Consider the following 14,381-nt stretch of genomic DNA (forward strand, 5'->3'; position numbering starts at 1 on the left):
GTGCTTTCCGGAACCAGTGGGGTGATTCCATGACTGCGCTTGACGCTTGAATGATCCGCGTCAGGTCAGCAGGGTACGGGCAGTGACCGCCGCTCGGCTATCCAGGCCTGACCCCGAGATGCACGACGTCCGGAACGCCCCGGGCAACCCGGATCTCTTCGGTACGCACCCGTTGGAACCCGGCATTCCGCAAGGTTTTCGCGAAATCAGGCGATGGTTGCGCCGACCACACCGCCAGTACCCCGCCAGGCCTCAACACCCTTGCGCACGCGGCGAGTCCGGCCCGCGAGTACAGGCCGCCGTTGCCTTCCGTCACGGTCCATTCGGGCCCGTTGTCGATGTCCAGGCACAGTGCGTCGTACGTGTCGGATGTCTCATTGACGTACGCCACCAGGTCGGCTTCCAGGATCTCCGTCCGCGCGTCCGCGAGTGCCTCCGACGAGAACTCGGCGAGCGGCCCGGCCAAGTGCCAGTCGATGATGGCCCGTTCCCGCTCGACCACCGCGATACGGCCCCACCGGGGATCCGCGGCCGCGTGTGCGAGCGAGAATCCGACGCCGAGGCCGCCGATCAGGACGTCCGGCCCGGAGCGCTCGTCCAGCGCGCCGAGCGCGGCGTCGACCAGCAGCCGCTCCGAGCGGCCGTCGGAAGTGTCCATCAGGAAACAGCCGTTGGCGATGATCTGCAGTAACTCGCCGTGGCGACGCAGCACGACCTCGCCGTACGGTCCCTCGCGGCGGTGGATGACTACTGGGGCGCCGTAAGAAGTGTCGTATGAGGTGGTCATTGGCCCATCCTGGCAAGTTCCCCCAGGAGGGGCAGCCGAATTTGCGCGGAGGTCGCTGTGACCGGCTCCGGCGTGGTGCCGGTCACAGACAGGCCGGTCGTGGCGAGTGGGGGTGGGGTGGACGGAAGGAGCCCCGCACGGTGAAGCCCTGCGTGAGGCGAGCGGCACACGCGGCCGATCCGACGGGCGCCGCCTCCGGAGCGACCGCCGGGTGCGAGTCCGGCGCCTCCGGAGCGACAGCCGTCGGCGAGGCCGACGCCGTACCCGAGGCCGGCGCTGTACCCGAGGCCGACGCCGTACCCGCGGGCTGCGTCGAACGTGAGCCCGGCGTCGCTCGCGGGCTCGACGGCATTCCCGGGCAGCGGCGCGGTCGAGGACCCGCACGTCACCGCCGAGAGCTCCGCGCCCGGCCAGCCCGGCCAGCCCGGCCCACCTGCCCCGCTCGGCCCTGACGCCGTCCGGCGCCGCGCCGGACCCTGGCGGCTCCTCCCCACTCCCACCGGAACCCCCTTCACACTCGGGTACGCCGTCGTCCTGACCGTGACCTCCCTCTTCACCGAGTACGCCGACCCGGATCTGGTGGACCGGGTGCTTCAGGGGTCCAGTACGGATGTCGCGCACCTCGCGCAGTCGCCGGTCCATGTGCTGGTCGCCGGCGCGCTGTGGATCGCGGGCGGGATCACGTCGGCGTACATGATCGCCTTCCTGCTCATCCTCACGGCGCTGGAACGGCGCATCGGAGGCCGGCACACGGCCGCTGTCTTCCTGTTGGGTCACGTCCTCGCGACGCTGGCCACCGAGATCCCCGTCGGCCTCTCGGTCCTCGTCGGCCACCTCCCCGAAAGCTCCCTCCACCGCTACGACTACGGCATCAGCTTCGGCGTGGCCGCCTGCGTCGGCGCGCTCGCCGGTCTCCTCACCCCGTGGCTGCGCCGGACCCTGCTCAGCGCCTTCGCCTGGATGCTCGTGGACGGCCTGATCGCCTTCACGGATCCGATGACGAACTGGGGCCACCTGCTGGCCCTGGCGATCGGGGTGGCGACGTGGCCGCTGGTGCGCCGGTGGCGACAGGCGCGGGAGACAGCTCAGGGCACCACGGCCCCGTAGCACTGGCGGCGGCCCGGAGGCGCGAAGGATACCGGACGGGGCGGCAATTCTTATGACTTTCGTCATGATGTGCGCCGGAGTGTTAGCGTGAAATCACTTGAAGAAGCTCCCACCCGACGAGCCGGAGGTCGGCGCGCGACGGGGATCGACTTCAGGGGTAGGAAGTGGTTCGCATGCCCGTCGCATCATGGGACGACATCGGCGGACTCGTCGGTGCCCACGAGCGTTTTCTTTCCGGGGCCCGGGTCGAGGCGGACGTCAGGGACTCGATCCTCGACTCGTGGAAGCGATGCCGGTCGGTGGGACTCGAGCCGAACCGGCTCCTGATCCCGTACGTGGAGGACCTGGGCCTGGAAGACCGGTTCCTCACCGCGGCCGGCCCGGTGTTCGACCGCCTGACCTCGGCGCTCTCCGATGCGAACGTGACCGTAGTGCTCGCCGACGCGAAAGCGCGAGTGATCCAGCGGGGCGGCACGGACCCGGCGCTGAACGCGCGTCTCGACTCGGTGCAGTTCGCCCCCGGATTCGGCTTCGCCGAGCAGATCGCCGGCACCAACGGCATCGGCACCGCGCTGGCCGAGCGACGCCCCTGTCTCGTCCTCGGCCGCGAGCACTTCGCCGACTGCATGCAGCCGTTCGCCTGCGCCGGCGCACCCGTACGGGATCCCTTCAGCGGGCGCATCGAGGGCATCCTCGACCTCACCTGCCTGCGCCGCGACGCCGACCCCGCCATGCTGAACCTGGTCCGCGAGGCCGTCGCCGACATCGAGAAGCGGCTGCTGGAGCAGGCCACGAAACGGGAGCGGGCGCTGCTCGCCGCCTACCGGCGGGCCCACAGCACGAGTCTGGCCACGGGACGGCAGCCGCATGCCGGGCCCGGCAACGGAGGCACCGGCCAGGGCATCGACCGTATCGACCGGGCCCTCCTGCGGGACAAGGCAGAGGAACTCATCGCCTCCTCGCACCGGACGCTCGACGAAGTGACGCTGTCCGGTGGCCGCGTGGCCACGCTGCTGCGCCGTTCGGTCACGAGCGCCGCGGGGGAGGCGGGCGTGGTCGTCGAGGCCCGCATCCTCGGCGGTCCGCGGTTGCACCACCTCGCGCAGACCGTGTCGGCCGCGCAGACCGTGGTGGCCGCGCAGGCCGAGACTGTCACTCAGGCGATGGCGGCCGCGCAGGTAATGGCGGCGGCCACGCAGGCCATGTTGCCGGCACAGCCCGCGCTCCCGACGGGGAGTGCCTCCACGGAGCGTGCGGTGTCCCGAGCCGGCGCGCCCGCCGCGGCCGTCAACGGTGACGCGGCCGCGGTGGGTGTCGCCGCCGAGCTGAGCGCCACCGTCCTCCTGCCCGTGTCCCCGGCCGAGGCCGTCCCCGCCGCGGAACCGTGGGCGGACGGGGCCGACGGCGAGGCCGAGCGCGGCGGCGCCGACGGCTGGCTGCTCGTCGGCGAGCGCGGTGTCGGGGAACTCGCGGTGCTGGCCCGCCGACGACTGGAACTGCTGCACGATGCCGGCCTCCGTATCGGCACCGCCCTGGACGTGACCCGCACCGCCGAGGAACTGACCGAGGTGTCGGTACCCCGGTTCGCGGACTTCGCCGTCGTGGACGTGCCGGACTCCGTTCTGCGCGGCGACGAGCCGCGGTCGGTCGGCGCCGACACCGCCCTGCGCCGGATCGCGCTGGGCACCGTTCGGGAGGGGCCGCCCCTGGACGGAGTCGGGGACCCCGTCCAGTACATCCCGTCCACACCGCAGGCCCGCTGCCTGGAGAGCCGGCGGCCCGTACTCGAACCGGTCCTCGCCGACGCGGGCGGCTGGATCGCCCAGGATCCGGCGGGCGCCGAGAGGGCCCTCGCGGCAGGCATCCACTCGCTGATCGCGGTGCCGCTGCGGGCCCGCGGCGTGACCCTCGGCGTGGTGAGCTTCTACCGCTCAGGGAAACCCGTCCCCTTCGAGGACGACGACCTGTCCCTGGCCCAGGAACTGGCCGGCCGCGCGGCGATCTGCATCGACAACGCCCGCCTGTTCACCCGCGAGCACAACACCGCCCTGGCCCTGCAGCGCAGCCTGCTGCCCCGCGGCCGGCCCGAGCAGAACGCCGTCGACGTCGCGTACCGCTATCTGCCCGCGCACGCGGGTGTGGGCGGCGACTGGTTCGACGTCGTCCCGCTGTCTGGCGCCCGGGTGGCGCTGGTGGTCGGCGACGTGGTCGGCCACGGACTGCACGCCGCGGCCACGATGGGCCGACTGCGTACCGCCGTCCACAACTTCTGCTCCCTCGACCTGCCCCCCGACGACCTCCTCACCCACCTCGACGACCTGGTCGGGCGTCTCGACCGGGGCGAGGGCTGGGCGGGGGACGACGACACCGACCTCGACGCCGGGGTCGTCGGCGCCACCTGCCTGTACGTGGTCTACGACCCGGCGTCCAGGCGCTGCAGCTTCACCCGCGCCGGCCACCCGCAGCCCGCGGTCGTCCGCCCCGACGGCACCGTGGAGTTCGTCGACGTGCCCTCGGGACCACCCCTCGGCGTCGGCGGCATGCCCTTCGAAACCGTCGAGATGGAGATCCCGGAGGGCAGCCAACTGGTGCTCTACACCGACGGTCTGATCGAGGACCGGCTCCACGACATCGACGACGGGCTCGAAAGGCTCCGCGACGTCCTCGCCTCGGTCGGCCGCCCGCCGGAGGAGACCTGCGAAGCGGTGCTCGACGCGCTGCTCCCGGCCCGCTCGGCCCGCCCGAGGGACGACATCGCCCTGCTCGTCGCCCGCACCCGCGCCCTGGGCCCCGAACAGGTCGCGGAGTGGGAGCTGCCCAGCGACCCGGCGGTCGTCACGCGCGCCCGTTCCTCGGTCACCCGGCAACTGGCCGAGTGGGACCTGGACGAGCTGTCCTTCACCACCGAACTGGTCGCCAGCGAACTGGTCACCAACGCCATCCGGCACGCGACAGGACCCGTCGAACTCAGGCTGCTCCGCGACCGGGCACTGATCTGCGAGGTCTCCGACGGCAGCAGCACCTCACCGCGGCTGCGGCGGGCCAGGACCGAGGACGAGGGCGGTCGCGGCCTCTTCCTCGTCGCGCAGCTGACGGAGCGCTGGGGAACCCGCTACACCAGCGCCGGGAAGATCATCTGGACCGAGCAGACCCTGCCGACGTGACGTGACGTGACGTGCCGGTCGGCCGGACGAGGTCAACCCCACGTCGCAACAAGTAGTTCGGGGGCCAGGGTCGCGGCGAGCGTGAGCCGGGAGCGCTGCTTTCCCGCCGACGGCCCCCGAGGGGCGCACGACGCCGGAGTGCTCCACGTCGTCAAACCCGCGTCGCAACTCCACGTCGTCAACTCCAGGTCGGCGACAAGGAACCCGCAGGACCCTCGTAGGGCACGGGCCGACCCGTGAACGCGTCGAGGAGCATGCGGTCGCCGACCGGGCGGGCCAGCTTCACCGTCACCTTCTCGAGGCGCAGCTCCGACGTGCAGACACCGCCGGAGCCGCCGCGGATCGAGGCGGCGAACACCACGTTGTCCCCGCCCTCCAGCACGTCGACGGCGGGGCCGTCGTCGCAGGATCCGTGCTCGGCGAGCACAGTGAGGCTCCGGCCGTCCTTCGCTATCGTGACCAGCCCGGCGAGCGACGACAGCGCGTCCCCGGACTCGGCCCGCGACAGGGGCTTGACCGGGGGCCGGGGGAGTTTCGAGGGGGTGACCGCGACACGCTTGAGCGGAGTGTCGTACTCCTTGACGGTGAAGTGCCAGGCGGGGACCGTCGCCGTACCCCGGTTGGTCAACAGGGTCATGTCGCCGAGCCGGGCACCGGTCACGGTGAGACGAGGACCGTCGTTCCCGCCCCGCGCGAGCTTCTCGTACGCCGCCCGCGCCGAGGTGACCGGGACGGCGAGCGAGTCACCGCTCCGCCAGCGGACCTGCCCCTTCGGCTGCGGCTCGGCGGGAAGCGAGCCGCGCAGCTCGAAGTTCTGGGTCGCGTACGCGCGCTTGTCGGCTTCGTTGCGAAAGGCCCCGTCGGGCAACTGAACCGAGTCGCCCATCGGGAAGTAGCCCTCGCGCCACAACCGGGCGGCCTCCGAGCCCTCCCAGGCATCGGCGACCTGGCGAACGCGGTCCTCGGCACGTCCCGTGTAGTGGTCGCCGCCGCCGCTGGACACGCTTTCGTTGCCGCATCCGGCGGCTCCGAAGGCTCCGGCGGCGAACAGACCGAGTATGACGACCTGCTTGGCCGCTTCGACCGGGTGGACAGTTCGCATGACGCCCTCCGAGGCAGACGGCGGAACCCGTATCCGACGCTGCACCTGTGACGCCCCGGCCGGGCGATGCGTTCATTCGTCTCCGCCGCACGCCTGCTGATGCCGCCGGAGCGCCGCCCGAGCGCCGTCCGAGCCTCTCGCGGAAGCTGATCGCTGACAGCGAACGCAGCTTGGGGAACAATCAGAGGCTCACATGCATTGAGTCGGCATAGCTCAAGTTGTTTGTCGAGAGGAAGATCATGGCTTTGACGTCCGCACCGCTCACCCTGCCCGTGCTGCCGCTCGACGACGAAGTCGTGCTGCCCGGAATGGTGGTGCCTCTGGACCTGAACGACGCCGACGTACGAGCGGCGGTGGAGGCCGCACAGGCAGCCGCCCGTTCCAGTGGGGGTAGCAAGCCGAAGGTCCTGCTTGTTCCACGGATCGACGGGACGTACGCGAACACGGGGGTGCTCGGCACGGTCGAGCAGGTGGGACGCCTCGCCGACGGCGACCCCGGTGCCCTGATCCGCGGTCGCAGCCGGGTGCGTATCGGCGCCGGCACGACCGGCCCCGGGGCCGCTCTTTGGGTGGAGGGCCTCGCGGTCGAGGAGACCCTGCCGGACCCGGTGCCCGGCTCCGTGACCGAGCTGGTCAAGGAGTACAAGGCGCTGGCCACCAACTGGCTGAAGAAGCGCGGCGCCTGGCAGGTCGTGGACCGCGTCCAGCAGATCGACGACGTCTCCGCGCTCGCCGACAACTCCGGGTACTCGCCGTTCCTGACGACCGCCCACAAGATCGAGCTGCTGGAGACCGCCGACCCGGTCGCCCGGCTGAAGCTCGCCACCGAGCAACTGCGTGAGCACCTCGCCGAGCAGGACGTCGCCGAGTCCATCGCCAAGGACGTACAGGAAGGCGTGGACAAGCAGCAGCGTGAGTTCCTGCTGCGGCGGCAGCTGGAGGCCGTGCGCAAGGAGCTGCGCGAGCTGAACGGCGAGGCCGAGGGTGAGGAGTCCGACGACTACCGGACCCGGGTGGAAGCCGCTGATCTCCCCGAGAAGGTGCGCGAGGCCGCGCTCAAGGAGGTCGAGAAGCTGGAGCGGTCGAGCGACCAGTCGCCCGAGGGCTCCTGGATCCGGACCTGGCTCGACACCGTGCTCGAACTGCCGTGGAACGAACGCACCGAGGACGAGTACGACATCCAGGGCGCGAAGACCGTCCTCGACGCCGAGCACGCCGGTCTCGAGGACGTGAAGGAGCGGATCACCGAGTACCTGGCGGTGCGCAAGCGGCGTTCCGACCGGGGCCTGGGTGTCGTGGGCGGGCGGCGCGGCGGTGCCGTGCTGGCGCTCGTCGGCCCTCCCGGCGTCGGCAAGACGAGTCTCGGTGAGTCGGTCGCGCACGCCATGGGACGGAAGTTCGTCCGGGTCGCCCTCGGCGGCGTACGGGACGAGGCGGAGATCCGCGGCCACCGGCGTACGTACGTCGGCGCGCTGCCCGGCCGTATCGTCCGCGCCATCAAGGAGGCCGGGTCCATGAACCCGGTCGTGCTGCTCGACGAGATCGACAAGGTGGGCTCCGACTTCCGCGGCGACCCCGCGGCGGCCCTCCTCGAAGTCCTCGACCCGGCCCAGAACCACACCTTCCGGGACCACTACCTGGAGGTCGAACTCGACCTGAGCGACGTCGTCTTCCTCGCGACGGCGAACGTGCTCGAAGCCATCCCCGAGGCGCTGCTCGACCGCATGGAGCTGGTGCGGCTCGACGGCTACACCGAGGACGAGAAGGTCGTCATCGCGCGGGACCACCTGCTGCCGCGACAGCTGGAGCGGGCGGGTCTCGAAAAGGCCGAAGTCACCCTGGCCGAGAGCGCGTTGCGCAAGCTCGCCGGTGAGTACACGCGGGAGGCGGGCGTACGAAACCTGGAGCGGGGTATCGCCCGACTGCTCCGCAAGGTCGCGGCCCAGCACGAACTCGGCGAGCGGGAACTGCCGTTCACCGTCACGGACGAGGATCTGCGCGGGCTCATCGGGCGGCCGCACCACGTGCCCGAGTCGGCCCAGGACCCGGCCGAGCGCCGCACGGCCGTCCCGGGTGTCGCGACCGGGCTCGCGGTGACCGGTGCGGGCGGCGACGTGCTCTTCGTCGAGGCGTCGCTGGCCGATCCGGAGACGGGCGCGGCGGGTCTGACCCTCACGGGCCAGCTCGGCGACGTCATGAAGGAGTCGGCACAGATCGCGCTCTCCTTCCTGCGCAGCCGCGGCGCCGAACTGGAGCTGCCGGTGGGCGACCTGAAGGACCGGGGTGTGCACATCCACTTCCCGGCGGGCGCGGTCCCGAAGGACGGCCCGAGCGCGGGCGTCACGATGACGACGGCACTGGCGTCGCTGCTGAGCGGCCGCCTGGTCCGTACGGACGTGGCGATGACCGGTGAAGTCTCCCTCACCGGACGGGTGTTGCCGATCGGTGGCGTCAAGCAGAAGCTGTTGGCCGCGCACCGGGCCGGAGTCACCACGGTCATCATCCCGAAGCGCAACGAGCCCGACCTGGACGACGTCCCGGCCGAGGTCCTCGAGAAGCTCGACGTCCACGCGGTCACGGACGTCCGGCAGGTGCTGGAGCTGGCGCTGTCCCCGGCGACGAACGGCGCGAGCCCGGAGGTTCCGGTGGCGGCGTGACGGGTGCCACCGGTTGCTGAAAACGGCCCGGATCTCCGGTGATCACCGGAGATCCGGGCCGCGCGCATGCTCCGGGCGGCACGGCCCCGGCCCCGATGCCGAGCCCAGAGTCTGCCGCTGGTCTATTCCTGCGAAATACTGGGCCCACTGCGGCGACGGTGGTTTTGGCGGAAACTTTCAGGATCGAGAAACCGGATCATGGGTGCTGACGTGCACGAGGGCGGAAACGGCGAGGAACACGGGACGAAATCCGGCACGCCCGAGAGTGGTATGGACCACGACGATATGGTTCAGGGCGGTGTGGACCAGGGCGGTGTGGACCAGGAATTCCTGGCCCTGGAACGTGAGTTGACGGTCCTCCTGCGGCGCGCCCGTGCCTCCTCCGGCGAGATGGTCCGCGAAGTCCACCCCGACCTGGAGTCCTCCGCGTACGGCCTCCTCGTACGCCTGGAGGAGTGCGGGCGCCAGCGCGCCACGGAACTCGCCGCCTACATCGGCGTCGGCAAGGCCACGATGTCCCGCCAGCTCCGGGCCCTGGAAGAGCTCGGCCTCGTCGCCCGCGAGCCCGACCCGGCGGATGGCCGCGCCTGGCTCGTCCACCTCACGGAGGAGGGGCGGGTGCGGTTCCGGAGGGTGCGGGGGGCGCGGCGGGCGCGGTACGTACGGGAGCTCGCCAACTGGGACCGTAAGGAGGTCGCCGAGCTGGCACGACTGCTGCATCGGCTGAACCGGGGTGTCGAGGGCTGAGCGGGTCGTTCCGCGACGGCTCTCCCGCTTGGAGGGCGGTTCGTTGTCTGCGGGTTGTGGGGGCTGGTCGCGCAGTTCCCCGCGCCCCTTACGGGGCTACAGTTCCCAGCGTCCCTTACGGGGCTGCAGATTCCCGCGCCCTGAGGGGGAGCCCTCATCCGCTCACAGCTCCACGTACACCACCGTCGCGTCGTCGTGCCGCTTGCTCCGGCCCAGGAACACCCGCTCCGTGTCCGCGACTTCCAGCGCCCGTACGCGGTCGATCAGCGCCTGGCCGCCCTCCTTGCGGACGAGCGTGAAGCAGTCCGTCCAGTCGCCCTCCCGGAACTTCTCCACCCAGCGGGTCGCCCCGTCCGTCAGCGCGGCCAGGGCCCGGACGTCGGTGCGCGGCAGCACCCCCGTCACCGCCCGCTCCGCCACCGAGGGATCCGCCGCCGCCGTGAAGAAACCGCCCTCCTTGTTGCGGAGGGTCGCGTCGGTGAGGGCATGCGTGGCCAGGGAGGCGCGGGGGACACGGGTGAGGCGGTCGTCGAGGAGGGGGGTGACCACTCCGGCGGGAGATTCCACGAGGAGGGCCGAGTCCGACAGGACCAGGTACTCGACGGACTCCGGCGACCAGCGGGCCGTGACAACAGTTGCCTGTGGGGTGCGTGGGTGAGAAAGGTCACAGGTGGCCTGATGTGCGTGAGCCGTACGCGCGATGGCGTGCCTCAGTACCTCGGTGAGTGTCAAATCTCTTCGTGAAACGGACAGTTCACCCAGTGCACCGCCCAGTCGGGCCGTGAACCAGGGGACGGAATGCAGACAGCCGGCATCGGTCGCCGGGGGCGTCACACCGTCCAGGACGACGAGTGAACCGCCCTGTCCGGAGGCCGGAAGTCCGACCGATGCGTAGTCCTCGTCCGGGCGGGCAGGGTCCCCGGGTACCGAGATCAGTTCCGTGCGCATCCGGCCAGTCTGCACGAGCCCTTCACAAGCCGAGTCAGAGGCTGGCAATGGCCGCCCAATTGAGCGGGACCAGCAGGTCAGGCGCCTGTTTTGGGGTGGAATCACCGACTCCGGGGAAGCGTGGCGGCGCATCTTGCCACCGGTCGCGGTGGACGTCCAACCGGCCCGCCGCGCAAGGGTGTCGCACGCGCCACAGGAACTTGCCGGGCCACTCCCAACCGATGTTCACTCCTTCGTGTGGCGGGTCAGGCGATGCACGACCACTACCCACCGGCGCTGGGAGGGTCGGGAGCCGTACCGGGACGACACGTGAGTTGACGGATCGTCACCCGGGCCTATGGGGAACGAGTCAAGAATGCGAGCATCGGTGCAGATGATGCGGCCTCGGCGCAAGGGCAGGCAGTCGGCCTCGGGTGGGGCCTCCGGGCGCACACCGAACTCACCGGCCGCACAGGACACTCCCTCCGCACAGGACACCCCGGACCCCGCGGGCCGCGGCCGCCCCGCTCACGTACGCAGCCGTTTGATCGTCGCCGTCGCCGTCGTGGCCGCCGCGATCGCCGGAGCCGGCGCACCGTCCGTGATCGCCGCCTCCGGTGACCTGAACGACTCCCAGAACCTGGTGACGCTCGCCGAGCGCACCCAGGACGCGTTGGCCCTCGCCCACTCACTGGCCGACGAACGCGACGAGGTCACCTCCTACCTCGCGGCCGGCCGACCCGACGGCGAGGGCCCCTCGGAGCGGCGCAGCGCCCGCGTCGACCGGCAGGTCGAGGAGCTCCGCGCGGAAGCCGTCGAGGCAGAGGCTCCCGCGGCGTTCCGCAAGTCCCTCGACAGCATCGCCACCGTGCGCAGAGCGGCGCTCACCGGGAAGAGCACCGCTCTCGAAGCGCATCAGGCGTACTCCGCCGTCCTCACCGAACTCCACGATCTCGCCGAGGAGCTGGCCGAGCGGATCCCGCCCCGCGCGGGCTCCGGCGCGCACGCCCTCGCCGACCTCGACACCGCCGTCCAGCAGGCGGCCGCCGCCCGCGGCCTGCTCCTCGCGGCCCTGAACGTGCCCCGCACGAGCCGGACGACCACGGACCCGATCACCGGACTGACGACGACCACTCCGTCGTCCGGGGCCGAGACCAGGCAGCGCAACGCGCTCACCGCCGCCGCGCAGCAGGCCAACGTCCGCGAGCAGGCGGCCCTCGCCGACTTCCAGAACACCGCGCCGAAGGCCGACGACGACTCGTACGACTCCACGGTGACCGGCCCCGACGTCACCACCGCAGAGAAGTACCTCACGAACCTCGCCGACCAGCCCACCCTCTCCGCCTCCGAACTCGGCACCAGCACCAAGAAACTGGACGCGGCGCTCTCCGCCCGCGTCGAGCTGATGCGCGGCGTCGAGGCCTCCCTCAACACCCAACGGGCCAAGGAACTGGCCCAGCTGCGCGACGACGACGTCACCGACCTGGAGATCCAGGTCGCGCTCCTCGGCGCCCTGATGCTGCTCGCCGTCGGCATCTCCACGGCCATGGCCCGTACGCTGACCCGCCCGCTGGCCGTCCTCCGACTCGGCTCGGCCCGTCTCGCCGCCGAACCGGCCAGGGACGAACCGGTCAGGTTCACCGGCCGCAACGACGAGTTCGCCCAGGTCGTACGCTCCGTCAACGCGCTGCACGCGCACGCCCTCGCGCTGCACGAGCGGATGACGAGCCTGGAGGGCGACCGCAAGCACCTCATCACCCAGCGCCAGCGGATGGCCGACGAGCGCGATCGGTTCCGTACCGAACTCGCCGAGGCCACCGCCCACTTGGAGCAGGTCCGGCGCAGCATCCACGGCACCTTCGTCAACCTGGCCCTGCGCACCCTCGGCCTCGTCGAGCGGCAGCTCGGTGTCATCGAGAGCCTCGAGGAGCGCGAGCAGGACCCGGACCGGCTCGCCACGCTCTTCCGGCTCGACCACTTCGCCACCGTCATGCGCCGCCACAGCGAGAACCTGCTGGTCCTCGCGGGCGCGGAGCACGGCCACCAGCATCCCGGCCCGGTCCCGCTCGTCGACGTCGTACGCGCCGCCGTGAGCGAGATCGAGCGGTACGAGCGGGTACGGATCGCCGCGCTGCCGCCGCACGCGCACCTCGCCGGGTTCGCGGCGGACGACCTCAGCCACCTCCTCGCCGAACTCCTCGAGAACGCCTCGTCGTTCTCGCCGCCCGACATCCCCGTCGAGGTCTCCGGCTGGCTCCTGGAGAGCGGCGAGGTCATGCTCTCCGTCCAGGACGAGGGCATCGGCATGACCGCCGACCGGCTCGGCCAGCTCAACGCCCGCCTCGCCGACTTCGACGCCGAGGACACGTACGACCAGGAGAGCGGCGACGGCCTCGGGCTGGGTCTGTACGTGGTGGCCCGGCTGGCCCAACGGCACGGGCTGCGGGTCCAGTTGCGCGAGCAGAAGCAGGGCGGCATCACGGCGGTCGTCGTCCTTCCCAAGTCCCTCCTCGCCGCCGCACCCTCCCTCACCGTCCCCTCCGCGACCACCACCCGGACGACCGAGGGCATGCCCCCGATGTCCCTGCCGGGAGCGGACGCGGAGGTGAACTCCAATGTCCTGTACGCCCGTTCGTCCCGCGACCCGCTGATCGCCGCCGCGGAGGACGCACTGCGGGACGCGGGCGACGCGAGCGGCGCCCGGCAGGGGTACGCGGCCGAGGAGCCCGTACGCGAGGACACCGCGCCGAGTGGCGGGACCACCGAGACATACGGAACTGTCGAACCGTTCGAGACCCCCGGCCCCGAGACGACGATGGAGCTCATCCCGCTGCCGCCGGCGGCAGAGGAGACCTCCGAATCCGGTGAATTCCGGGCCCCTGAATGGGAAACCCGGGAACCCGAAGCCCGCGAACCCGGAGTCGGCGCCCCCGCGGTCCAGCTCCCCGCGCAGACCGGCACCGACCCGTACGCCATCGGCCCCGACACCCACGAGCGTGTCCCCGACCAGCGACGCGCGCCGACTCCGCCACAGGCGCCGTACGAGCCGTACGAGCCCCAAGAACCGCCCGTGTCGCAGGCACCGCCCACGCAGTCCTTGCCGCAGCGGGTCACCGACAAGGGTCTGCCCAAGCGGACCCCCAGGATCTCCACGCCCCCGCCGCCCACGCGGCCGCGTACGGGATCCGTCGACGCCGAGGCACTGCGCCGCAGGCTCGGCGGATTCCACCGGGGCGCGAGCGAGGGCCGGCGCGACGTCGAAGCGGAGATCGCCGAACAGACGTCGGAGCTGGAGAAGCCCACCACAGATGCCGTAGAAACCACCAAGGGGGACCCAGTAGAGGAGGCAAGCAGTTGACCGCGCCCACCACCTTTGGACTGAGCACTGAAGCCCGCAATCTGCACTGGCTGCTGACGAACCTCGTCGAGGAGGTGCCGGGGCTGCTGTCGGTCGCGGTGGTCTCCTCCGACGGCCTGTTGCTGCTCTCCTCCGACCCCGGGAGGAACGCTCAGGCGGCAAGGGAGACCAGGGAGAAACCCGCCGGCCCCAAAGGCTCCGCGGCTGACCTGGCCACCATCGTGTCAGGCATCGGCAGCCTCGCCATCGGCGCCGCCAAGCTGATGGACGGCGGCGAGGTCAAGCAGACGATGCTCGCGATGGAGGAGGGCGGCCTCTTCATCATGTCGATCAGCGACGGCTCGCTGCTCGGTGTGCACAGCGCCCCGGACTCCGACATGAGCGTGGTCGCGTACCACATGGCGCTCTTCGTGGGCCGCGCCGGCCACGTCCTGACCCCGGAAGTCCGCAGCGAGCTGCGCCAGTCGATCGAGGCCACGTCGACCGAGGCCTCGGCGGAGGCCACGTCGGTGAGGGGCGCCAAGTGAGCGAA

Annotated in this window: 9 protein-coding genes; 6 read left to right on the top strand and 3 right to left on the bottom strand. The window is 71.3% G+C overall.

Annotation, left to right across the window (positions count from 1 at the left end):
• Positions 1–97: 97 nt before the first annotated feature.
• Positions 98–787, bottom strand: a complete 690-nt coding sequence (locus ACTWQR_RS45805; protein ID WP_443233248.1) for a spermidine synthase — start codon at positions 785–787, stop codon at positions 98–100.
• Between the two features lie 318 nt (positions 788–1,105).
• On the opposite strand from ACTWQR_RS45805, the gene ACTWQR_RS45810 reads away from it, so the two are divergent.
• Together ACTWQR_RS45810 and ACTWQR_RS45815 are read left to right on the top strand one after the other, a co-directional pair.
• Positions 1,106–1,894, top strand: coding sequence for a rhomboid-like protein (locus ACTWQR_RS45810; RefSeq protein ID WP_443233249.1), 789 nt, complete (start codon positions 1,106–1,108; stop codon positions 1,892–1,894).
• A 173-nt stretch (positions 1,895–2,067) separates the two neighbouring features.
• Positions 2,068–5,058: a SpoIIE family protein phosphatase gene (locus ACTWQR_RS45815; RefSeq protein WP_443233250.1), complete on the top strand. Its 2,991-nt coding sequence runs from the start codon at positions 2,068–2,070 to the stop codon at positions 5,056–5,058.
• A gap of 178 nt (positions 5,059–5,236) precedes the next feature.
• Here the strand turns inward: ACTWQR_RS45815 and ACTWQR_RS45820 are convergent, their stop codons facing one another.
• Positions 5,237–6,160: a hypothetical protein gene (locus ACTWQR_RS45820; protein WP_443233251.1), complete on the bottom strand. Its 924-nt coding sequence runs from the start codon at positions 6,158–6,160 to the stop codon at positions 5,237–5,239.
• Positions 6,161–6,399: 239 nt separating this feature from the next.
• Between ACTWQR_RS45820 and lon the strand changes: the two genes are divergently transcribed.
• Positions 6,400–8,817, top strand: coding sequence for an endopeptidase La (gene lon / locus ACTWQR_RS45825; protein ID WP_443233252.1), 2,418 nt, complete (start codon positions 6,400–6,402; stop codon positions 8,815–8,817).
• A gap of 270 nt (positions 8,818–9,087) precedes the next feature.
• Positions 9,088–9,564 (top strand): MarR family winged helix-turn-helix transcriptional regulator, encoded by a 477-nt coding sequence (locus tag ACTWQR_RS45830; protein ID WP_443233271.1) that lies wholly within the window; start codon positions 9,088–9,090, stop codon positions 9,562–9,564.
• Positions 9,565–9,726: 162 nt separating this feature from the next.
• Here the strand turns inward: ACTWQR_RS45830 and ACTWQR_RS45835 are convergent, their stop codons facing one another.
• A complete protein-coding gene (locus tag ACTWQR_RS45835) occupies positions 9,727–10,512 on the bottom strand; it encodes a hypothetical protein (RefSeq protein WP_443233253.1) in 786 nt (261 codons plus the stop codon).
• 355 nt (positions 10,513–10,867) lie between these two features.
• Here ACTWQR_RS45835 and ACTWQR_RS45840 point away from each other — a divergent pair, with 355 nt between their 5' ends.
• Both ACTWQR_RS45840 and ACTWQR_RS45845 read left to right on the top strand, forming a co-directional pair.
• Entirely contained in the window at positions 10,868–13,849 is a 2,982-nt protein-coding gene (locus ACTWQR_RS45840; RefSeq protein ID WP_443233254.1) for a nitrate- and nitrite sensing domain-containing protein, read from the top strand.
• On the top strand, positions 13,846–14,376 hold the full coding sequence (locus tag ACTWQR_RS45845) for a roadblock/LC7 domain-containing protein (protein ID WP_443233255.1): 531 nt from the start codon (positions 13,846–13,848) through the stop codon (positions 14,374–14,376). Before ACTWQR_RS45840 ends, ACTWQR_RS45845 begins: the two co-directional genes overlap by 4 nt.
• Positions 14,377–14,381 lie beyond the last annotated feature (5 nt).

The organism is Streptomyces sp. 2A115, from assembly GCF_052245575.1.
GTDB lineage: Bacteria > Actinomycetota > Actinomycetes > Streptomycetales > Streptomycetaceae > Streptomyces.

What these genes read in the sequence shown, in the direction of transcription:
- ACTWQR_RS45830 (WP_443233271.1), top strand. Translation starts at nt 9,088, where the DNA reads ATGGACCACGACGATATGGTTCAGGGCGGTGTGGACCAGGGCGGTGTG.
- ACTWQR_RS45840 (WP_443233254.1), top strand. Translation starts at nt 10,868, where the DNA reads ATGCGAGCATCGGTGCAGATGATGCGGCCTCGGCGCAAGGGCAGGCAG.
- ACTWQR_RS45835 (WP_443233253.1), bottom strand. Translation starts at nt 10,512, where the DNA reads ATGCGCACGGAACTGATCTCGGTACCCGGGGACCCTGCCCGCCCGGAC.
- lon (WP_443233252.1), top strand. Translation starts at nt 6,400, where the DNA reads ATGGCTTTGACGTCCGCACCGCTCACCCTGCCCGTGCTGCCGCTCGAC.
- ACTWQR_RS45820 (WP_443233251.1), bottom strand. Translation starts at nt 6,160, where the DNA reads ATGCGAACTGTCCACCCGGTCGAAGCGGCCAAGCAGGTCGTCATACTC.
- ACTWQR_RS45815 (WP_443233250.1), top strand. Translation starts at nt 2,068, where the DNA reads ATGCCCGTCGCATCATGGGACGACATCGGCGGACTCGTCGGTGCCCAC.
- ACTWQR_RS45805 (WP_443233248.1), bottom strand. Translation starts at nt 787, where the DNA reads ATGACCACCTCATACGACACTTCTTACGGCGCCCCAGTAGTCATCCAC.